The 20,738-nt window shown below is 69.5% G+C and carries 18 protein-coding genes; 8 read left to right on the top strand and 10 right to left on the bottom strand.

Features of this window, described 5'->3' with window-relative positions; all coding sequences use genetic code 11:
- Positions 1 to 69: 69 nt before the first annotated feature.
- Positions 70 to 1,071, bottom strand: coding sequence for an AraC family transcriptional regulator (locus ABD256_RS28460; RefSeq protein ID WP_344425538.1), 1,002 nt, complete (start codon positions 1,069 to 1,071; stop codon positions 70 to 72).
- Between the two features lie 90 nt (positions 1,072 to 1,161).
- On the opposite strand from ABD256_RS28460, the gene ABD256_RS28465 reads away from it, so the two are divergent.
- Together ABD256_RS28465 and ABD256_RS28470 are read left to right on the top strand one after the other, a co-directional pair.
- Entirely contained in the window at positions 1,162 to 2,613 is a 1,452-nt protein-coding gene (locus ABD256_RS28465) for a flavin-containing monooxygenase (protein ID WP_344425626.1), read from the top strand.
- A 38-nt stretch (positions 2,614 to 2,651) separates the two neighbouring features.
- Positions 2,652 to 3,518, top strand: a complete 867-nt coding sequence (locus ABD256_RS28470) for an SDR family oxidoreductase (protein WP_344425539.1) — start codon at positions 2,652 to 2,654, stop codon at positions 3,516 to 3,518.
- Here the strand turns inward: ABD256_RS28470 and ABD256_RS28475 are convergent.
- Together ABD256_RS28475 and ABD256_RS28480 are read right to left on the bottom strand one after the other, a co-directional pair.
- Complete coding sequence (locus ABD256_RS28475) at positions 3,490 to 5,298, bottom strand: SDR family NAD(P)-dependent oxidoreductase (RefSeq protein WP_344425541.1); 1,809 nt, start codon at positions 5,296 to 5,298, stop codon at positions 3,490 to 3,492. The genes ABD256_RS28470 and ABD256_RS28475 overlap by 29 nt on opposite strands.
- Before the next feature lie 73 nt (positions 5,299 to 5,371).
- A complete protein-coding gene (locus tag ABD256_RS28480; RefSeq protein ID WP_344425543.1) occupies positions 5,372 to 6,070 on the bottom strand; it encodes a TetR/AcrR family transcriptional regulator in 699 nt (232 codons plus the stop codon).
- A 101-nt stretch (positions 6,071 to 6,171) separates the two neighbouring features.
- Here ABD256_RS28480 and ABD256_RS28485 point away from each other — a divergent pair, with 101 nt between their 5' ends.
- From ABD256_RS28485 to ABD256_RS28505, 5 genes are read left to right on the top strand one after another with little or no spacing between them, the layout of a single operon-like run.
- Positions 6,172 to 7,362 (top strand): lipid-transfer protein, encoded by a 1,191-nt coding sequence (locus ABD256_RS28485; RefSeq protein ID WP_344425545.1) that lies wholly within the window; start codon positions 6,172 to 6,174, stop codon positions 7,360 to 7,362.
- 40 nt (positions 7,363 to 7,402) lie between these two features.
- Complete coding sequence (locus tag ABD256_RS28490; RefSeq protein ID WP_344425547.1) at positions 7,403 to 7,834, top strand: type II toxin-antitoxin system Rv0910 family toxin; 432 nt, start codon at positions 7,403 to 7,405, stop codon at positions 7,832 to 7,834.
- A gap of 5 nt (positions 7,835 to 7,839) precedes the next feature.
- The gene (locus ABD256_RS28495) at positions 7,840 to 8,682 is read left to right on the top strand and encodes a MaoC/PaaZ C-terminal domain-containing protein (protein ID WP_344425549.1); all 843 of its coding nucleotides are present in this window, start codon (positions 7,840 to 7,842) and stop codon (positions 8,680 to 8,682) included.
- Positions 8,683 to 8,713: 31 nt separating this feature from the next.
- Positions 8,714 to 9,592 carry an SDR family oxidoreductase gene (locus tag ABD256_RS28500; protein ID WP_344425552.1) on the top strand — a complete coding sequence of 293 codons (879 nt, stop codon included), beginning with the start codon at positions 8,714 to 8,716 and terminating at the stop codon, positions 9,590 to 9,592.
- A gap of 13 nt (positions 9,593 to 9,605) precedes the next feature.
- Positions 9,606 to 11,810, top strand: a complete 2,205-nt coding sequence (locus tag ABD256_RS28505; protein WP_344425555.1) for an acyl-CoA dehydrogenase family protein — start codon at positions 9,606 to 9,608, stop codon at positions 11,808 to 11,810.
- Here the strand turns inward: ABD256_RS28505 and ABD256_RS28510 are convergent.
- The 4 genes from ABD256_RS28510 to ABD256_RS28525 form a co-directional block, all read right to left on the bottom strand.
- On the bottom strand, positions 11,787 to 12,617 hold the full coding sequence (locus ABD256_RS28510; protein ID WP_344425558.1) for a DUF1295 domain-containing protein: 831 nt from the start codon (positions 12,615 to 12,617) through the stop codon (positions 11,787 to 11,789). The genes ABD256_RS28505 and ABD256_RS28510 overlap by 24 nt on opposite strands.
- Positions 12,618 to 12,627: 10 nt before the next feature.
- Positions 12,628 to 13,851 carry a hypothetical protein gene (locus tag ABD256_RS28515; RefSeq protein ID WP_344425561.1) on the bottom strand — a complete coding sequence of 408 codons (1,224 nt, stop codon included), beginning with the start codon at positions 13,849 to 13,851 and terminating at the stop codon, positions 12,628 to 12,630.
- Positions 13,852 to 14,070: 219 nt separating this feature from the next.
- Positions 14,071 to 14,616, bottom strand: a complete 546-nt coding sequence (locus tag ABD256_RS28520; RefSeq protein ID WP_344425564.1) for a GNAT family N-acetyltransferase — start codon at positions 14,614 to 14,616, stop codon at positions 14,071 to 14,073.
- 41 nt (positions 14,617 to 14,657) lie between these two features.
- Positions 14,658 to 15,977 carry an NsdA family TPR-like regulatory protein gene (locus tag ABD256_RS28525; RefSeq protein ID WP_344425567.1) on the bottom strand — a complete coding sequence of 440 codons (1,320 nt, stop codon included), beginning with the start codon at positions 15,975 to 15,977 and terminating at the stop codon, positions 14,658 to 14,660.
- Between the two features lie 474 nt (positions 15,978 to 16,451).
- Here ABD256_RS28525 and ABD256_RS28530 point away from each other — a divergent pair, with 474 nt between their 5' ends.
- Positions 16,452 to 16,694, top strand: a complete 243-nt coding sequence (locus ABD256_RS28530; protein ID WP_344425570.1) for a hypothetical protein — start codon at positions 16,452 to 16,454, stop codon at positions 16,692 to 16,694.
- Between the two features lie 244 nt (positions 16,695 to 16,938).
- Here ABD256_RS28530 and ABD256_RS28535 read toward each other — a convergent pair whose 3' ends face one another.
- From ABD256_RS28535 to ABD256_RS28545, 3 genes are all read right to left on the bottom strand, one after another.
- Positions 16,939 to 18,003: an aldo/keto reductase gene (locus tag ABD256_RS28535; RefSeq protein WP_344425573.1), complete on the bottom strand. Its 1,065-nt coding sequence runs from the start codon at positions 18,001 to 18,003 to the stop codon at positions 16,939 to 16,941.
- Positions 18,004 to 18,282: 279 nt separating this feature from the next.
- Complete coding sequence (locus tag ABD256_RS28540) at positions 18,283 to 19,017, bottom strand: hypothetical protein (protein ID WP_344425576.1); 735 nt, start codon at positions 19,015 to 19,017, stop codon at positions 18,283 to 18,285.
- Positions 19,018 to 19,117: 100 nt separating this feature from the next.
- Entirely contained in the window at positions 19,118 to 20,719 is a 1,602-nt protein-coding gene (locus ABD256_RS28545) for an alpha/beta hydrolase (protein ID WP_344425579.1), read from the bottom strand.
- Positions 20,720 to 20,738 lie beyond the last annotated feature (19 nt).

The following is a 20,738-nucleotide window of genomic DNA, read 5'->3' on the forward strand; positions in this document are numbered from 1 at the left end:
TCGGGCATTCCCGGCCCCCACTGTCCCGAACGCCACCTTCGAGGCCGCTCGTGAACAGGGAAACACCCGTTATGCGCGGCGGAAGTCCCGTGGTGGCAGGCCGGTCCACCGGGTGAAGGCGTGGCTGAAGGCGGCCGGGTCGGAATAGCCGAGGCGCTGGGAAACCTGCGCGACGGTGAGCCCGACGGTGCCGAGCATTTCCAGCGCGAGCGTCCGGTGGACGTCCGCCTTGATCGCGCGGAAGGAGGTGCCGTCGTCGGCGAGGCGGCGGCGCAGCGTGCGGATGTCGTGGTGCAGCCCGGCGGCGATCTCGTCCATCGTGACGTTGCGTTCGGGGTGGGCGAGCAGCGCGGCGCGGACTCGGGCGGCGACCCCGGTCAGTTCGGTGGTCGTCTCCAGCAGGGTCTGGCACTGGCGTTTGCAGGTGTCCCAGGTGGTTTCGTCGGCCTGGGGCAGGGGAGTGGCCAGTACGGAGTCGGGAAGCGCGACGAGGTTCTCCGGTTGCCCGCCGCGGATTTCGACCCCGGGCAGCACCGTGCCCAGCGCGGCCACCCCGGCGTCGGCCAGCGTGGTGTCCATCCGGATGTCGGGCAGTTCGGGGATCAGCAGCGTCACCAGTGCCGCGGTGGCCGCGAGATCGCGCTCCACGAGCAGGTTCCGGACGTCGGCGGGGAGTTCGCCGTCGTGCAGGACCAGCAGTGCCCGCCCGGTGTCGCGGCGCAGTTCGGGATGGACGAACGCGGTCGTGAGCCGGAAGTAGCGCACCCCGACCTCGACGGCGTCGCCCCAGGTCGGGCTGGTCAGCAGCGCGAAACCCCAGACGCCGACGGTGCCGAGGGTGTATCCGGCACCTGCCTGGACACCGAGGCCGGGGAGGTCGCCGAGCCGCCGGACGAGGTTCCGCCCGGTGCGCAGCTCCTGCGACGCTTCGATCCGTTCGGCCTCGTCGAGGTCGCGTTCGGTCAACCCGGTCCCGGCAAGGCACTGGTCCACGGTCAGCCCGCGTTCGACGCCGGTGCGGACCAGCAGCCTGGCGCCGACCGGGCTGCGCGGGAAGTCCCAGCTCGGCATCCCGCTCCCTCCGTGACCGATTCGAACAAGTCGCTGACCGATTGAAACATGGAACCCGCCGGGGTGTCTTCCTACCGTGAAGGGGTGGACATGGTGACGGGCACCCCCCGCGTGGCGATCGTCGGTGCCGGGATGGCCGGGCTGTGCATGGCCGCGAAGCTGCGGCAGGCCGGTTTCGACGACTTCGTCGTGCACGAACGGGCAGACGAGGTCGGCGGTACCTGGCGCGACAACACCTATCCCGGGCTGAGCTGCGACGTGCCTGCCCGGTTCTACTCGTTCTCGTTCGCGCCCAACCCGGGGTGGACCCGGAACTTCGCGCCCGGCGCGGAAATCCAGCGCTACTTCGTCCGGTCCTCGGCCGAGCTGGGCCTTCGCCCGCACATCCGGTTCCGGTCCGCGATCACCGAAGCCGGCTGGGACGGACGCCGCTACCGCCTGCACACCGCGGACGGCGCGACCGACCACGCCGACGTGCTGATCGCGGCCACCGGCATCCTGCGCGAGCCGAAGACCCCGGACATTCCCGGCATCGGGACGTTCGACGGCGCGGCGTTCCATTCGGCGCGCTGGGACCATTCCGTGCCCCTGCGCGGAAAGAAGGTGGCGGTGATCGGCACCGGGTCGACCGGCGTCCAGATCACGTCGGCGCTGGCGGGCGTGGCGGCACCGCTGAAGCTGTTCCAGCGCACCCCGCAATGGATCCTGCCCCTGCCGCGGCTGCCCTACAGCGCGGCGTCCAGGGCGGCGCTGGCGAACGCGCCGAAGCTGAACCGCTTGAGCTACCGCGCCTACCAGACGATCATGGAGCAGATCTTCGGCAAAGCGGCGGTCGAGCCCGGCTGGCAGCGTTCCGGCGTCGCCGCGGTCTGCCGGTCCTACCTGCGCATGGCGATCCCGGACCGCCGCTTGCGCGCGAAGCTGACCCCGCCCGACGATCCGATGTGCAAGCGGCTGATCATGTCCGCCGCGTTCTACCCCGCGGTGCGCCGCGACGACGTCGACCTGGTCACCGCGGGGATCGAGCGGATCGAGCCCACCGGCATCAGGACGACGGACGGTCGGTTGCACGAGGCCGACGTGCTCGTCTTCGCGACCGGGTTCGACGCGCACGCGTTCCTGCGGCCGATGGAACTGACCGGCGAGGACGGCCGCACGCTCGACGAGGCGTGGCGGGACGGACCGCGCGGCTACCGGACCGTGGCGGTGCCGGGCTTCCCGAACTTCTTCACGCTGATCGGCCCGCACAGCCCGATCGGCAACCACTCGCTCATCGCGATCGCCGAGACCCAAGCGGACTACGTGCTGCGCTGGCTCGAACGGATGCGCGCCGGCGAGGCGTCGTCCATCGTGCCGACGGCCGAAGCCACCGACGAGTTCAACGCGGCCCTTCGCGGGGCGATGCCGTCGACCGTGTGGACGACCGGCTGCGACAGCTGGTACCTCGGCGCGGACGGCGTACCCGAGCTGTGGCCGTGGACACCCGCCGTCCATCGGGACATGCTCGCCGAGCCGGTGCCCGCGCACTTCCGGATCGCTTGACCGTCCACTGTAGAATGGAACACGAAAGGAGGCGCTCCATGGCACGCAGGCCGGTCAACGGGAAGATCGTCGTGATCACGGGTGGCGCGAGGGGGATCGGGGCCGCGACAGGCGCCGCGCTGAGTTCCCGCGGCGCCACGGTGATACTCGCCGATCTCGACGGCGCACTAGCGGAAGCCACCGCGAAAAGCTTGGGGGACAAGGCTTCGGGCCACGCGCTCGACGTCACCGACCACGCCGCGTTCTCGGCGTTCCTGGACGAGGTCGAGCGCACACACGGCCGCATCGACGTGCTGGTCAACAACGCGGGCATCATGCCGCTCGCGGCGGTCACCCGAGAGCCCCCGGAAACCACGGTGCGCCAACTGGAGCTGAACCTGCACTCGGTGATCCACGGGACCCGTGAAGCGGTGGCGAAGATGCTGCCGAAGGGCACCGGTCACGTGGTCAACGTGGCCTCGGCCGCGGGGAAGATCGGCTTCCCCAACAGCTCCACCTACTGCGCCACCAAGTTCGGGGTGGTCGGGTTCTCCGAGGCGGTCAACGGGGAGTTGCGGGGGAGCGGGGTGGAGATCAGCTGTGTGATGCCCGCGATGGTCCGCACGGAGCTGATCTCGGGCCTGCACGAGATGCCGTTCCTCCGGCCCGTCACGGCCGAGCAGGTCGCGGCGGCGATCGCGCGGGCGCTGGAGCGGCCGCGGTTCGAGGTGTTCGTGCCGCGCAGGCTCAACTTCCTGACCAGGGCGCAGCGGATGGTGCCGAAGCGGACCGCGGACTGGGCGGTTCGCCTGGCCGGTGGTGACACCGCGCTCGTCGACGGCGCCGATTCGGCCGACCGCGCGGGGTACGAGTCCCGCGCGGCCGGAGCCGGGGGCACTACCAGCGCCGCCACGCCATCCGCGTGACGGCGGCGGCGACCGCCGGGAGCCCCGCGCGGTCGCCCGGCCGTCCCGGCATGCTTTCGTGCCCGATGAGGTGACCGAGCGCGCGCGTGGCGCGCGGGGCGACGAGCGCGGCCAGTTCCGCGTGCGCGCCGAACGGCAGCAGCACCGACACGGTTTCCTTCCGGTTCAGGATCGCCTTGTGCACCAGGGAAGCGGCCCGCTCGACGGCCATCAGGGGCAGCGCGCCGAACGCGTCGAAGCGCTCGGACGGCGCGGTCATGTCGGTGCTCACCAGCGGCAGTTTCACCGAGCTGAACGTGATTCCGTGCGAGAGCAGTTCACGCCCGCTGACCACCCCGAACTCGTCGAGCGCCGCCTTCGAGGCGAGGTAGGCGGAAAACCGAGGGGTGTGGTTCTGCAGGCCCTGCGTGGTGACGTTCACGACGTGCCCGTAGCGCCGGTCGCGCATGGACGGCAGCAGGCCGAGGGTGAGCCGGACCGCGGCGAAGTAGTTGACCGCCATCGTGCGCTCGTAGTCGTGCAGCCGGTCGGTCGCGTCGAGCACCGAGCGCCGGATCGACCTGCCCGCGTTGTTCACCAGCACGTCGACGCCGTCGTGGTCGCCGAGCACCTCCTTGACCAGCGCGTCGACCGCGTCGCCGTCGGTGAGGTCGCACGGGTAGGACAGCGCCGTGCCGCCGAGGCGGGCGATCTCGGCCTGGAGCTCGGCGAGTTCGTCGGCGCGCCGCGCGACGAGCAGGACGTGGGCGCCTTCGCGAGCGACCCGCAGCGCGGTGTGGCGGCCGATCCCGGTGGACGCCCCGGTGATCAGGATTCGCCTGCCCGCCAAGGACTTCCGTGGCCGGGAGCGCCGGACCCGGTCCGGGTCGACGTTCGCCGCCCAGTGGCGGTAGATCGTGTGCGCGTAGTCGCGCAGGGGTGGTGCGGAGAGCCCGCTTCCCGCGAGCGCTTCGCGGGTAGCGGTGTCGTCGACAGCGCTTTCACGGCGCCAGCGGGCGACAGTGGCCCAGGAGAGCCCGATCTCGGACAGCACGGCCTGCCTGGTCGCGCGGACCTGGGGCAGCCGGTCGGTGAGCCGGAGCGCGGCCGCGGCACCCGCGGTGAGCGCGCGAGGCGTGGTGACGACGACCTTCGGCGCACCCGCTGCTTCGGCGAAGGCGTTGTAGACCTCGTGCACCGGAACGGGTTCGGCGGCCAGGATCGGGTAGGTGGTCCCGGACGGGGCGTCGTGGTGGATGAGCCGGTCGAGCACGGCGGCGACGTGGTCGGCGGGGACCACGTCGGCGAGGCCGAGATCGGGTGCGGCCAACGGGAGTCCACTCGGGACCCTGGACAGCCGAGCCACGAGGGCGAGCAGGTCGCCTTCTCCCGCCGGCTCACCGGTCCGCGAGTCGCCGAGCATCGCCGACGGGCGGTAGATCCGCACCGGCACATCGTCCTGCCGGCGCAGCAGCGCTTCGTCCCGTGTGGACGGTGAAAGCTGGTGGAACGCGGTCGCACCGGCGTCGCGGGCGAACGAGAGCGCGTTGGGCACGCCGGTCGTGGAGAGGTGCACGACGTGGTCCACGGTGGACGGCATGTCCCCGCCGAGGCCCGGCTCGTCGAGGTCACCGGCGAGCGGGACGAACCGTGGTTCGTCCGGTGCAAACCGCTTGAGCCGGTCGAACGCGCGGGGCCGGGCCAGCGCGTACACGGTCTCGCAGTCCTCGCGCCGCAGCAGCAGCGCGATCAGGTTCCTGCCGAGCACGGTGCTCGCGCCGGTGACGAAGTAGGTGGTCATGACCGCTCCACGCGAAGTGTGTGAGACATGCTGTCACAGGTACTGTGGCACGCGGTTCGGGCGAGGGGCAAGCTCACCCGTCGCCGACGAGGTCCGCGACCGTCCGATGTGGATCGATGTGGACGTCCTGCGCGCGCAGGTGGCCGTCCAGCAGCGACCAGATCGAGACGGTGAGGAACTCGGCGAGTTCCTGGCTGGTGAGGGAACGGCGCTTGTCGGCCAGCCAGCGGTTGACCGTGGCGTCCACGAGACCGACGAGGCCCACCGCGAGCGTGGGTGCCGTGCCGGTGTCCTTGCCGAACCGGGTCAGCACCGCCGAGAACAGTTCGCCCGCCCGGATCGCGATGGCCGTCTTCGTGCCCGCGACGACGCGCGACCCGCCCTCGCTCGGTGCGCCGAGGAAGGCGTGCAGTCGCGGATGCCGGTCGATCCAGCCGAGGTAGGTGCTGACGGCGAGGCGGATCGCCTCGGTGACCGTGCCGTCCGGGCGCAGGGTCGGTGCCAGCTCGGCCATCAGCGACTCGATGATGCGGGCCCTGATCTGCTCGTCGAGATCGGCGCGGTCCTTGAAGTGGCGGTACACCACCGGCCTCGGCACGCCGACCCGCTCCGCGATCCGCTTGACGCCGACCTTGGGGCTTTCCTCTTCGATGGCCTCGATGGCGGCGTCGAGCACCTCCAGCCGCCGCTGGGCGTTGTGCGCGTCCCAGCGGGTCGATCGCCCGTCCACGTCGTCTGCGAGTCCGGTGCCGTCCTTCGCCGCGTTGAACATCGGGTCAGTTTACTGATCGAAAAAGTATCCGATACACCTTGTCACACACAAGTGAGTGATACACACTGTCTCAGGTAGATGGCGCCAAGCGAGGAGGCCAAGTGAGCGGTAAGGCGTATGTGATCGGCGTCGGCATGACGAAGTTCGAGAAACCGGGCAGCCGGGAGTGGGACTACCCGGACATGGCGCGCGAAGCGGGTACGAACGCGCTCGCCGACGCCGGTATCGAGTACGCGCGGATCGAGCAGGCCTACGTCGGCTATGTCTACGGCGAGTCGACGTCGGGACAGCGCGCGGTCTACGAACTCGGTCTCACCGGGATCCCGGTGGTCAACGTGAACAACAACTGCTCCACCGGCTCGACGGCGCTGTTCCTGGCGACGCAGGCGGTGCGCAGCGGGAGCGCGGACTGCGCGCTGGCGCTCGGGTTCGAGAAGATGCAACCCGGTTCGCTCGGCGCGACCTACGAGGACCGCGAGCAGCCGATGATGAAGCACCTGCTCGCGCTCGCCGAACTGCAGGAGTTCGCGATGCCGCCCGCGCCCTACATGTTCGGCGCGGCGGGCCGCGAGCACATGGAGCGCTACGGGACCACGGCCGAGCAGTTCGCGAAGATCGGCGTGAAGAACCACAAGCACTCGGTGAACAACCCGTACGCCCAGTTCCAGGACGAGTACACGCTCGAGGAGATCCTCGCGGCCAAGCCGGTCTACGACCCGTTGACCAAGCTGCAGTGCTCGCCGACCTCGGACGGCAGCGGCGCGGCGATCATCGCCAGCGAGTCCTTCGTGGAGAAGCACGGGCTGGCGGCGCAGGCGGTGGAGATCGTCGGCCAGGCGATGGTCACCGACCTGGAGAGCACGTTCGCGGACAAGAGCGCGATCAGCCTGGTCGGCGCGGACATGACCCGCACCGCGGCGCGCAAGGTCTACGCGCAGGCGGGTATCGAACCGTCCGATGTGGACGTCATCGAGTTGCACGACTGCTTCTCCACCAACGAACTGCTCACCTACGAGGCGCTGGGCCTGTGCGCCGAAGGCGAGGGCGGCAAGCTCGTGGACGCCGGGGACACCACCTACGGCGGGCGCTGGGTCGTCAACCCCTCCGGCGGGCTGATTTCGAAGGGGCACCCGCTCGGCGCCACCGGGCTTGCCCAGTGCTCCGAGCTGACCTGGCAGCTCCGCGGCACCGCGAACAAGCGCCAGGTCGACGGCGCCGCGGTCGCCCTGCAGCACAACATCGGGCTCGGCGGCGCGGTCGTGGTGACCGCGTACCGGCCCGCCGAACGCTGATTTCCGTTCCACCAGAAGAAGACGAAGGAGAACCCACGCCATGACCAAGGTCAACGTCACCGTCGCGCTGCCCAGCACGCCCGAGAAGACCTGGGCCACCGTTTCGGATCTCAGCCGGTTCGAGGAATGGCTGACCATCCACCAGAAGTGGAGCGGCGAGGTACCCGCCGAGGTCGGCCTCGGCTCGAAGATCACCGAGGTCGTTTCGGTGATGGGCATGGCCAACAAGATCGAGTGGACGGTCGACGAGTACGACGCGCCGAACTCGCTCAAGATCAGCGGCACCGGGATGGCCGGGGTGAAGGTCGCCTTCACGCTGTCGGTCAAACCGGTCGGCGAAGGCAGCGAGGCGGAGATCGACGCCGAGTTCACCGGCCAGATGATCGTCGGCCCGATCGGCGCCGCCGTCGGCAAGAGCACCAAGGGCGAGCTGGAGAAGTCCGTCGCCAAGCTCGCCGAACTGGTGGCCTGATCGGCGTGTCCGAGCCCACTTTCGACGAATCGGGAATCGGGCGGTGGAGCGACCCGGACACCTTCGAGGTGACCGCCGAACGACTCGCCCAGTACGCCGAGGCCACCAACGACCCGATCGAGCGGCACCGCGACGGCACGATCGCGTCCCCGGTGTTCGCGATCGTGCCGGTGTTCAATTCACTGGTCCCGGCCGCGCTGTCGGTCGCGCCGGTGGAACTGCTGGCGAAGCTGGTGCACGGCGAGCAGGACTTCCGCTTCCACCGCCCGATCAAGCCGGGTGACGTGCTGACCTCGCGTGCGAAGCCGGTCGGGTTCACCGGGAAGCCGAACGGCACCGCGGTGGTGGTCAGGACCGAGACCACCGATGCCGGGGGAGAGCTGATCAACGAGCAGTGGATGACCGCGTTCTTCCGGAAGGCGGACGCGGGCCGCGCGGTCGGTGAGACGGCGCCGTCGCACGTCTTCGACGAGTCGTTGCGCGGGGCGGGCCCGGTGGCCGAGGTCGTCGCGCACGTCGACGAGGACCAGACCTTCCGGTATTCGCCCGCCTCCGGTGACCCGATGCCCATTCACCTCGACGAGGAGATGGCGAAGATGTCCGGGCTGCCGGGGATCATCGCGCACGGCCTCTGCACGATGGCGTTCACCTCGTGGGCGGTGCTGACCGAGGCGGGCGGTTCGAAGGTGGAGAACCTGCGGCGGCTCGCCGTGCGGTTCGCGAAACCCGTGCTGCCCGGTCAGGACATCACCACCCGTATCTGGCGCGGCACCGAAGGCCGTTACGCATACGAGACCACTGTGGACGATGAGCTCGTGGTCAAGGACGGCCTGGCCGAACTCGCTTGAAACCCCGTAGCAGCAAGGAGAACAACGCATCATGGGAGCACTCGACGGACGCGTCGCGATCGTCACCGGCGCGGGCAGGGGCATCGGCCGCGAGCACGCGCTGCTGCTCGCGGAGGAAGGCGCCTCGGTCGTCGTGAACGATCTCGGCGGCGCGAACGACGGTGAAGGCTCGGACGCGGGACCCGCGCAGGAGGTCGCCGACGAGATCATCGCGGCGGGCGGGAAGGCGGTCGCCAACACCGACAACGTCGCCGACTGGGCGGGCGCGAAGGCGCTGGTCGAACAGGCGGTCGCGGAGTTCGGCGGGCTCGACGTGCTGGTGAACAACGCCGGCATCCTGCGCGACGCGTTCATCGCGGGCATGACCGAGGCGCAGTGGGACGCGGTGATCTCGGTGCACCTCAAGGGGCATTTCGCGCCGCTACGCCACGCCGCGGAGTACTGGAAGGCGCGGACGAAGGCGGGGGAGACGGTGCGCGCGTCGGTGATCAACACCGCGTCGGCGTCGGGCACGTTCATGCCCAACGCGGGCCAGGCGAACTACGGCGCGGCCAAGGCGGGCATCGCGGCGCTGACGCTGGTCGCGGCCGACGAGCTGGAGCGCTACGGCGTGCGGGTCAACGCGATCGCGCCGATCGCCCGCACGCGCCTGACGCTGGCCACGCCGGGCATGGGCGCGTTGTTCGCACAGGAGGTCGGGGAGGGCGAGTTCGACGCGTTCAGCCCGGCCAACATCGCACCGATGGTGGCCTACCTCGGCACCGAGAAGTGCCCGTTCACCGGCAAGGTGTTCTCCGTGCAGGGTGGCGCGATCTCCGAACTGAGCGGATGGCGGGGTGACCGCACCGTGGAGACCGACGGGCCGTGGACGGTCGACGGCATCGACGAACGACTGGCCGAGTGGGTCTGAGAGGGAGAAAGTCATGGCCACCAACGGTTACGAGCTCGGCCTCGGCCTGACCGAGGAGCACAGTGCACTCGCCGACTCCGTGCGCGGTTTCGCCGAACGGCACCTCGGCCAGGACGTGCTGCGCGCGGCGGTGGACGCCGCTTCGGAAAGCCTGCCGCCGTTCTGGGGCGAACTGGCCGGGCAGGGGCTGCTCGGCCTGCACGTGCCGGAGGAGCACGGCGGGCAGGGCGCTGGTTTGCTGGAGCTGGCGGTGGCGCTCGAAGCACTGGGCAGGGCCGCCCAGCCGGGTCCGTTGCTGCCGACCGTGCTCGCGTCGGCTCTGCTGTCCGCTTCGGACGCGAAGGCGAAGGAAGAGCTGCTGCCCGGCCTCGTCGACGGTTCGGTCACCGCAGCGATCGGGCTGGCGGACCCGCTGGAGGTGACCACCGGCGACGGTGGCGTGACGGTCACCGGGGCGACCGTCGGCGTGCTCAGCGGTGCGGTGGCCGAGCTGCTGGTGCTCCCCGCGCGCATCGACGGTGAGCTGCGCTGGATCGCGCTGGACAGGTCCGGTTTGGACATCCGCGAGCGGGACAGCCTCGACGTGATCCGCCGGTCGGCGGTCGTCGAGGCCACGGCAGTGCCGGTTCCCGCCGGGCGGGTGCTCGACGGTCTCACCGAGGAGCGGGTCCGGTCGATCGCGGCCGTCGTGCTCGGCGCCGAAGCGGTCGGGGTCGCGTCGTGGTGCACCTCCACCGCTGCTGAGTACGCGAAGGTCAGGGTCCAGTTCGGCCGTCCGATCGGCCAGTTCCAGGGTGTGAAGCACAAGTGCGCCGGAATGGGCGTCGAACTGGAACGGGCCCGCGCCGCGGTCTGGGACGCAGCACGTGCGCTGGACGCCGGTGACGACACCGCGGACTTCGCCGCCTCCGTTGCCGCGGTGATCGCGCCCGACGCGGCCGTCCGGTGCGGGGCCGACTGCGTGCAGGTGCTGGGCGGGATCGGGTTCACCTGGGAGCACGACGCGCATCTGTACTACCGGCGCGCGCTGACCCTGCGCGGACTGCTCGGCCGCAGTGGACGGTGGGCGGAATCCGTCGCGCGGCAAGCACTCGCCGGTGTCAGCAGGGAAATCCACATCGACCTGCCGGATGGTGCGGAGGCGGTCCGCGAGAGCGTCCGCGCGGAACTGACCGGACTTGCCGCGCTGGAAGACGAAGCGCAGCTCGTCGCGCTCGGTGATGGCGGGTGGGTGCAGCCGTACCTGCCCAAGCCCTACGGCCGGGACGCGGATCCGCTGGAGCAGGTGGTGATCGGCGAAGAGCTCAAGCGCGCCGGGATTCAGCTACCGGAGCTGCTGATGGGCGGCTGGGCGGTGCCGCCGATCGTCGCCTACGGCACCGAGGAGCAGAAGCGGCGCGTCGTGGTGCCGACCCTGCGCGGCGAGGTCGTGTGGTGTCAGCTCTTCTCCGAGCCGGGTGCCGGATCCGATCTCGCCTCGTTGACCACCAAGGCGGAACGGGTGGAAGGCGGGTGGCGGATCAACGGGCAGAAGATCTGGACCACGGTCGCCCAGTTCGCCGAGTGGGCCATGCTGATCGCCCGCACCGATCCCGAAGCGCCGAAGCACAACGGAATCACCTACTTCATCCTCGACATGTCCACGCCGGGCGTGACCGTCCGCCCGCTGCGCGAGGCCACCGGGTCGGCGTTGTTCAACGAGGTGTTCCTGGACGACGTGTTCGTGCCGGACGACTGCGTGGTGGGCGAGCCGGGGGAGGGCTGGGCGGTCGCGCGGGCGACGCTGTCCAGCGAGCGGGTCGCGCTCGGCAGGGGCAACGCCTCCTATCCGACACTCGCGGACCTGCTGAAGTTCGCGGACGGCCGCGACCTGGACGGGACCGCGATTCACCGGATCGGGGAGTTCGTCTGCGAGAACCAGGTACTCGACCTGCTCGGCGCCCGGACCGTCCTCAAGCAACTGTCCGGAGTGGACGTCAGCACCACTTCCAGCGTCGGGAAGTTCCTCAGCATGCGGTTCGGGCAGCAGATCGCCGAGTTCTGCCTCGCCGAACTTGGCGTCGCGGGTGTGCTGTCCGTACGGGGCGAACCGAGCGACAAGTGGATGGACCAGGTGATCGCCTGCCGCGCGATGACGATCTACGGCGGCACCACCGAGGTCCAGCTCAACGTGATCGGCGAGCGCATGCTCGGCCTACCGCGTGACGTCTCCGGGTAGCGGCTCGCGGTGCCGTGGCGGCCACGGGACGATGGCCGAGGTGGTGCGGCGGTAGTCGGCGTATTCGGGGTAGCGGCTTTCACTGATGCTCTCGGTGAACCGGGTGGACCCGATGAACAGCAGCGTCAGCAGGAGGGCGCCGAGCACTGTCCACTGCAGAACGGACCCGGCGGCGATCGCGCCGAGGAAGAACACCACCCACCACTGCGCCTGCTCGAAGAAGAAGTTCGGGTGGCGCGAGTACCGGAAAAGCCCGGTTCGCACGAACCGTGCCCGCGGTTGCCGTCCCGCGGCCAGTTCGGCGTGCTTGCCGCGCTGGAACACCCACTGCTGCTGGTCGGCGATCGTCTCGCCGGCCAGCAGCGCCAGGAAGACCGCGCCCGCGATGACGTCGAGCGCGCCGAACGGCGAGCGGTGGTTCAGGGCGGTGAAGGCGGGCAGCGTGATGAGCAGGAGCAGCACGTTCTGGTACACCGTGATGAACGCGAGGTTGAACACCTGGAACTGCCACGGCTTCATCCGCTCGCGCAGCACTGCCCACCGGTAGTCCTCGCCGCCCGGCGCGTAGCCACCCCTGCGGGCGAAGTTGAACGTCAGGCGCGCGCCCCACAGGAACACGAGCACCAGCATCAGGTCGAGCCGCGCGTCCGCGAATCCCGCGGCGCCCGCGAACACCGCGACGTAGACCACCGGGACGATCGACCAGATCCGGTCTATCCACGAGTACTCCCGCGTCACCACCGACAGCAGCCAGGTCAGCAGGCAGGCCCCGCCGCACACCGCGAAGCAGATCCCGAGCGCGTCCATGTCCTCGACTCTACGACTCGCTGTCTTCGGGGACCGGACGGGGCAGTGTCGCGAACCAGTCCCGTACCTGGGGGTGCAGGCGATCGCGCGCTCGAGGGTCCGGGCCGTAGAACGCGGCGTACGCTTCGGCGAACCACTCCTTCGGCGAGGAGAACTGGTAGTTGGACAACGCGTACTGCCGGCGTTGCTCGGTGGCGTAGCTGACCCAGGTGTTGTGCTGGTCGACCTGGTAGGTGCGCCCGGCCACGTCGAGGACGCCGGAGCCGCCGTCGGGCAACGTCCACGGCTGCGCGAGCGCCATCTGGGCGAACTGGAAGACGGCGGCGCTCCGCGCCGAGAATTCCGCCGGCGGTAGGTGCTTCTGGTAGCGGGAGAGGAATCCTTGCAGCCGGTTCGGCTCGCCTGTGATGTTCTTCCGCGCGTGCGGGAGGGTGAGAATATTGGCCAAGGTGGTGATGGAGCTGCTGCTCTCCCGAGCGGGGAGCAGGTTCGTGAGCCCGGTGCTCTCCAGGATGGCCTCGGCCACGCGGTCGACGTCGTGGTCTTCGTAGCTCTGCCAACCGCCGAAGTGGTCCTGCCCGGCGAGGTCCCGTTCCCATTTGACCCTCGCATCGACGGAATGGCCCACTTCGTGGCGCAGCACCCACTCCACCAGGTTGCCCTGTGCCGGCACGTCCGGGACGCCGCCCAGCACCTGGCGCTCGCCCTTGCCGATGCCGATCGCGCGGTCGCCCTTCTTGCTGACCCCCGGGTAGTCGGCCATCGCGCCCTTGTCCATCTGGGCCCGCTGCCAGCCGACTCCTTTGTTGAACTTCGCGTACAGCCACTGCGGCGCGCGGATTCCGCCGACGATGATCGGGAGCACGATCCCGATGGTCCCGGTCTCGTAGTCGTACGCGCTGGCGCTGCCGCCCGTGCTGGTGTCCATTTCGATGGCGACCAGCTTCTCGTTGGGGCCCAAGTCCTCCTGGGGCAGCTCCTGCAGCACGGATTCGATCTTGTCGAGCAGCGCGGTGCTGAAGTGCTTGCCCTGCGTACCCGGCGCTGGACCGATGCGGATGCCGTACTTCGCGCTCAGCGCCCGTTCGCGTTCGACGGCCCCCTTGCCGCTGTGGGCCTCCGTCCCGTCTTCGACTCGTTGCACCGGTACGGCTGTTTGCTGTTCACCCAGAGCCTTACCCATCGTGGTCATCCCGACGACGCGTTGCAGGGCGACGACCCGCTCTGGACTCATCGCGCCGGGGCGCATCCCAGCCAGGGGGTGCGGAGAAGGGGCGGGCGAGCGTCGCTGCCCCGATCTCCGCGAGTCCTGCGGCTCCCGGTCCTGCTCGTGTGCTCGCATCCCACTCCTTACGCACGACAGTTCCAGGATTACCCCTGGCGCGCCCCGGAACCGGTGTCCGCCGGGACCCACCTGAGGGCACCGGCTTTGCCCGTCCGAGCACGCCGGGCTTCATCCCGCTCGCAACTCGTACATCAGTGCGTCGTACACCGGCGCGTCGTCGAACGGCTGGACCTGTCCGAACAGATGCCAGCCCCACGAGAGGTAGGCGGTGCGGGCCGGGACGTTGTCGGGCTTGACCAGCAGGGTGGCCCGTTCTTCAGCCCGTCCGTCCAGCAGCGCGCCGTGCAGCCGGTGGGCGTAGCCGCGACGCTGCCAGCCGGGCACGACCATCAGCTGAGTGACCGCGAAGGTGCGCCGGCCGTCTTCTTCGAGCAGGGCCGGATCGACATCGCCAAGGAATCCGCCCCACCAGGTGGCTTGCTTCGGCAAGGTGAAACCCAGGGTGTAGCCAACGAGAGTGTCGTCCAGCCAGCCCGTGATGAGCGCGAAACCCTGGCGCTTGGCGTAGTTCTCCAGTCGCTGCCAGAACCGGGCTGGCGTGAAGAACGGATCGGCCAGGAGATCGGCGTATACCTCGGTGTACACCTCCAGTAGCACGTCTTGCTGCCTGTGCATCCCCGCCGCGTCGTGATGACGCAAGACCAGCTCGGGCACGGCGGCTTCCATAGCACCTGCTCCGTTCCTTCGGTGTTCTGTCAGCACAGCGTGGCGGTGTACCGCTCGCGCAACTCGTTCACTCCCGACACCGCTTGGTACGTCCGGATAGTGCCCATGACGCGGTGGAATTCTTTGTTGACCCGCCAGCTTTCCAAGCCCCGGTCCACCGCGTCGAGGACTTCGTGGGCTGTTTCCAGCGCGCCATCGACGGCCCCCATCCGCAGCCGCGCGGTGGTCAGGCGCACGCGATAGAGGGCGATGTTGCGATCGAAACCAGCCCCATATCCGGCGATGGCGCGTTCCAGCAGCCGTTCGGCTTGGGAAGCCTCGTCGGTGGCGACACGGCAGGTCGCTTCCACGGCGTCGATCTCCATCGGGCTGATGAACGCCGCCCAGCTGGCCGGTTGACCGCCCGGGTCGGCGTCCAGCGCTTTGCGTGCGCGTGTGATGGCGGCGTTGGCTTCGGCGAAGTCATGGCTGCTTGCTCCAGCCACCGCCAAGTGCAGCAGGGGCACGGCCGTCATGCGTGAGGGCGGCCCCATGCTACGCGCGGTGTCCTCGGCGGCTTGGGCGAAGCGCAGACCTTCGCGCGGTCGGCCGACGAGGTTGCTTTGGAATCCCAGCCCGGAAAGCGCCCGCATCTCCACCTCGGTGTCACCAACCTGCCGTCCGAGGCTCAGGGCGTCGGTGAAGCTGTCACGGGCGACCTCCGGTTGCCCGGCATCACAGGCCAGCCACCCGGTTCGGATTTGCAGGTTTCCGGTGGCCTTGGCGAGCGCGTGGCCGATTTCGTCGCGATAGGTGCCGTGTTCGAGCATGGCGTTGGCATCGTGGACGGTGGCGATTCCGGCTTGCCAAAGGGTTTCGCCGCCGTGCTGGTAGTCGAGCTTGCAAAGCCGGTTGGTGGTGCGCTGCAGCCGCACGACGTCCGGCATCCCGATGGCCCCGAAGCCGTCGCGCCCCAGACCGGTGGCGGCCGCGGTGGCCACACCCCATTTCATCAGCGTCCGTCGCCTCATAGGATCGAACGCTACCGCTGCTTCGTCATCACCGTCGCACCGTTCCCTGGCGGCAGTTCCGGACTCGACAACTCCGGTCGGGAGGTCGAACCAGAGCAGTGTCGATGGAATCCGCAGGAGCCGGGCCCAGTACACGAGCTTAGTGAGGTCTTGGGGAGCTGGGCCGGTCTCGATGCGGCTGAGCTGCGATTGCGTGAGACCCAGCCACCCGGCGGCGATGCCCTGCGCCAACGGTCGTCCGTGCCAGTCGTGGCGGCGAAACGCCTGGATCACCCGGCCCATATGACGGGTGTCCAGGGCGGCGCGCAGATCGTCGGTCTGCCAGAACGCGGGTGGCACTCGCGGTGGGCTGAAAAGGAGGTCGCGGGCCGCCTGGCGGCACGCGGCGCACAACGATTCGGGGTTGTCTCGGGCCAGGCGTGCACCACAACGGCACGAGCGAGCGGCTGAGCGCGTAACCATTCGTGGCTTTCGGTCCGGCGGCCTGACGTGTGACGCCAGGTGGAATTGCAGTCACTCTATGCGCTGACGGCGGGCGCGTATATGCATGGCATGCATACCGGTTACCCGGTTTTCCGCATAGTCGGCTGGTCGGCCGTCCAACAGGCTTTCGCCAGGTAACCCGGATCGACTCCCGCGGTCTCCGCGGCCCATCGTTTGGTCGCCGGGGTGCCACCCACCGAACACGACGGCGAGGAAAGGCCCCAAGGTGATACCACGTACCAAGATCTTGCAGACTCGGCGATCGGCGCCCCTTTCCCGGCACGTCTTGCCGGGATTGAACGGTGCGTGGTGCGACGAGACCGAGCAGCTGTGAATGATGCGACCGCTAGCCTGCTTGAGGCCCTCGGCGCCGTGAACCAGCGCGTGCCGGACGTCATTCGGGCGCTTGCCATCGGCGACATGTTGCCGCTCAAGCAGCACCAGTTCGCCGGTCTGCTGATCCAACTCGGCGAGTTGTTGCACCGGCATGCCGACAGCCGGCTGCCCGCCACCGATGGCGGCCGACAGGTGGCGTCGGAGGGGGACTTGCTGTCCGCCGAGGACGATGGCTGAGAGGTATCGGTGGGTGGACAGCGCGGGCGGTGTCCGGCATCTGCTGGCTGGGCCGCTTCCGCGGGACCGGGCGGTGGTGCGCTTTCTGTGCGGTGCCTTGTGGACCGTGAACCGCCGGAAGCGAAAGCGCGGGCGTGCGTACAACTTGTACGACTGCTCGGGGTGCGCGGAACTGTTCGCGGAAGCGGAAACCGGCGAGGATGAGACAGACCGGCACTGACGAGCCCGAGCACTTCCGCCGTGGTCAGGCCAGCCGGTCGTTGTCGTTGACGGGGCGGCGGGACGCGCGCCGGTGATCGGCGACCTGCCGCCACTGGTCACCGTAGGCGAGGCCGATCATGTCCTCGCCTGCCATGACGTCGTGGGGGAAGCCGAGGTCGGGAGTGCTGATTTCGTCGAGTCGGCGCAGGGCGTCTTCGTCGAGGCTGACCTCGGCCGCGCCGAGGTTCGCGGTCAGTTGCTGTTCGCTGGTGGCGCCGAGGAGCGGAATGACGGTGCCGGGCCGCGTGCGCAGCCAGGCGAACGCGACCTGCGCCGGGGTCCAGCCACCGGCTTCGGCGACGGCGACCACTTCGCGCACGACGTGGTCGCTCCGGTCGCCGCTGAAGTCCCAGCCGCCGCGGGTGAGGCGGCCTTGCGCGCCGTCGAGGTACTTGCCGGTCAGCCGCCCCTCCGCGAGCGGCCCCCACGCGACCACCGCGAGGTCGTGGGCCCGTGCCATCGGCATCAGTTCGGACTCGACCGAGCGGGCCAGCAGGTTGTACCGCAGCTGCACCCCGACGAACGGTGACCAGCCGCGCAGTTCCGCGAGCGTGTTCGCCTGCGCGATCTCCCAAGCGGACCAGTCCGAGACCCCGACGTGCAGCACCTTGCCCGCGCGGACCTGGTCGTCGAGCGCGCGCATCAGCTCCGGTACCGGGGTGAGGGTGTCGCGGGCGTGCACCCAGAGCACGTCGACGTAGTCGGTGTCCAGGCGGCGCAGGCTCGCTTCGAGCGAGGTGACCAGGTTCTTGCGGTGGTTGCCAGCGGTGTTGAGGTCCCCGGGCGAGGTCTGCAGGGAGTACTTCGTGGAAAGCACGAAGCGATCGCGACGCCCCCGCAGCGCACGGCCGATGACGTTCTCCGCGGTACCGCCGGTGTAGACGTCCGCGGTGTCGATGAAGTTGCCGCCCGCCTCCGCGTAGACCTCCAGCAGCCTCGTACTGGTTTCCGGTGAAGCACCCCACCCCCAGTCGTCACCGAAGGTCATGGTGCCGAGCGCGAACTCGGAGACGCGGATGCCGGACCGGCCCAGAAGCGTGTAGCGCATGAAGAATCCCTCGTGTCGGTGGTGCCCGGAAGCGCGGCGTGAATTCCGCCGCGCACTTCCACCCTGACGAGCTCCGGCGGCGACAACCAGGACAGGTGGTTCCCAGGTGCGTCGCACCCACGAACCGCTGCCCCTTCGCCGCCGGTCACCGATGAGGGGACAAACCATGTCCGTTCTCGTTTCCGCCGCCGCGGTCCCTGCGGAGACGCGGCACGTCCGATCCGGAGACCGCCAGTCACATGGCGCTGGAGTCAGGCACCTACGAGAGCGCAGAGCGGATCAGGCTTCGTCGAAGGGCTGGTCGCAGAGACCACAGGTGATCGGGCCGAGATCGAGGCTCGAACGGGCCGCGCGGATCCGACGGGGCGGCTCGCACCCGCAGGTCGCCGCGACGTAGTTGGGACCCCCGCGGTGCGCGCCGCGGCCGTCGACGGGTGCGATGATCACTGGTGACTCGTCCGGCGAGCCGGGTGCCTCCGGGTCCGCGGGCCGGACCGCGGTGGCACGGCGGGCGACTTCCTGCTCCGTGTGCCGCCAGACCGTGAGCGCGGCTTCGAGCTCGGCGAGTTCGGTGCCGTAGGCGGCCACGGTGCCGGGCAGCGCGGTCGTGGCCGACCAGCCGATGCGGTCGGCCTGTTCCGCGCGCAGGCCGAGTTCCGCGGCGAGCGAGGCGAAGCGCTTGTTGTGGTAGCGGCCGTCACTGACGTCGGCGATGTCGCGGGTGACGGCAATGCCGTGCGCGGCTTCGTGCAGGGTGGTGGCGAGGATTTCGGCCGGGCCGCGCCGCAGGCCCTCCGCCCCGAGGAAGAACTCGGCACGCGGCTCGGCACCTTCGCCGACGTGCCAGCGGGAGCGCGCGAAGTGACCATGGATCTCGGTACTGGTCCCCATCGTTCCGGAGGCCAGTACGAGGATGGCTTCCGGAACGTCCTCGTGCCGTCGGCGGATCTCCGCCCAGAGGCGTTCCATCGCGTGCATCACGCGTGTCGTCGGGCCGAGCCGGGTGTGGTCCACTCGAACATCTTCCCGCTTAAGCGGGAATACCGATGACCGGGCCAGGCTGGGACGGGCTCGCCGATGATGCCGGTGAGCCCGTCCTCGTCGCCGTGGTCGGTTACGGGGTGGGCAGCGGCAGGCCGGGAACGCTCTGGTCCGGCGGAACGACTCCGTCGACGAGGTAGTCGTCGACGATCCGGTCCACGGCCTTGTTGCCGCCGAGTGCGTAGACACCGTGGTCGCCCTCGCCGGTGACGGTGAGCATCCGGGAGTTCTGGAAAGCGGCATGCGCCTTCCGGGCGCCTTCGATCGGCGTCGCGGGGTCGTGCTCGGACTGGACGATCACCACGGGGGGAACGCCCTTTCCGGTCAGCACGGGCAGTGGCCGGGGCTGGGCCTTCCAGAAGGCGCAGAGCTGAAGGTGCATCCACACCGAGTTGTACAGGGTCACGCCGTGGTCGATGTACTCCTGCGACTGCCAGATCATCGACTGGCGATCGCCCGTCCACGCACCTTCGCCGCACAGGGTGGTGGTCAACGTGGCCGCCATGGCGTCGGAGGTGTCCGCCACGAGGGCCGGCAGCGGGCTGGGCTTCTTCGACTCCGCCAACGCGGCCGTGAACGCCGCGCGGGCAGCCTCCTTCGCCCGCACCGAACTGCGGGCGTCGGTCAGCGTCTTCACCTGGACCAGGGTGTCGGCCATCTTCGGGAACTGCTGCTTCGACTTGAGAGCGCCGATGAGGTAACCGTCCAGCACGGTTGCGCCGAGCTTCTTGCCGTCCACTTCGACCGGCTCACGGGTCAGCGCGTACCGGACGTTCTCATAGGTCTGCCGGGCCGCTTCGCCGCTGGTTCCGAAGTGGTACTTGGCGTCGTAGCGGGCCATCCAGGGAAGGAAGTCCTGCCGCCAGCGGCGCTCGTACCCGAACGGCTGCCAGCTGAACGACTGCTGCCAGGTTCCGGTGAATTCGGTCGACGAGTCCAGCACGAACCGGCCGGTGCGGTGCGGGAACTGCTGTGCGTAGTGCGCCCCCAGCCAGGTGCCCGCGGAGTACCCGACCCAGTTGATCTTCTCGCGGCCCAGCAGCGTCCGCAGCAGGTCCAGGTCCCGGACGTTCTGGAAGGTGGTGATCAGCGGGCCCAGTTCGCCCGCGGCTTGCCGGCAGGATTCCGCGGCGTACCGGACCGAGTCCACGATCAGGTTCAGATTGCGCGGATCCCGGTCGCGCGGGTCCAGATCGGCACCGGTGCCGGTCGTGCCACCGCAGGTGACGTTGCTGCTCCGGCCGGTTCCCCTGGTGTCGATGCCGATGATCTCCTGGTGCTCGCGCACCCTGTTCTGGTCGCGGAACGCGGCGGGGAACCAGCGGCCGGGCCCGCCGGGGCCACCGGGGTTGGTGAACACCGACGCGGTCGTGGTGCCGGTGGGCCTGAGCCTGCTGACCGCGATGCTGAGGTCCTGCCGCTCGTCGGGGCGTTCCCAGTCGCGAGGAGTGTGGAACGTGGCGCAGTCGAGCCCCGCGATGTTCGCTTCCGCGGGAAGATCGACCAGTTCGTCCTTGGCGCAGGCGTGCCAGTCCAGTGCCTGCCCGGTATAGCGGTCCGGGACCGCGGTGGTGTCCGGTGATGCCGCGGTGGGGTCGGCCAATGCCGGTGTCATCCCGGCGAGCAGCCCGCCCGCGGCCGCCGGGATCACCAGGGCGAGACGCAGTCTCCTCATGTATTCCCCTTCTTCGACT

Origin of the sequence: Amycolatopsis minnesotensis (assembly GCF_039529815.1) — a bacterium.
GTDB classification, from domain to species: domain Bacteria; phylum Actinomycetota; class Actinomycetes; order Mycobacteriales; family Pseudonocardiaceae; genus Amycolatopsis; species Amycolatopsis minnesotensis.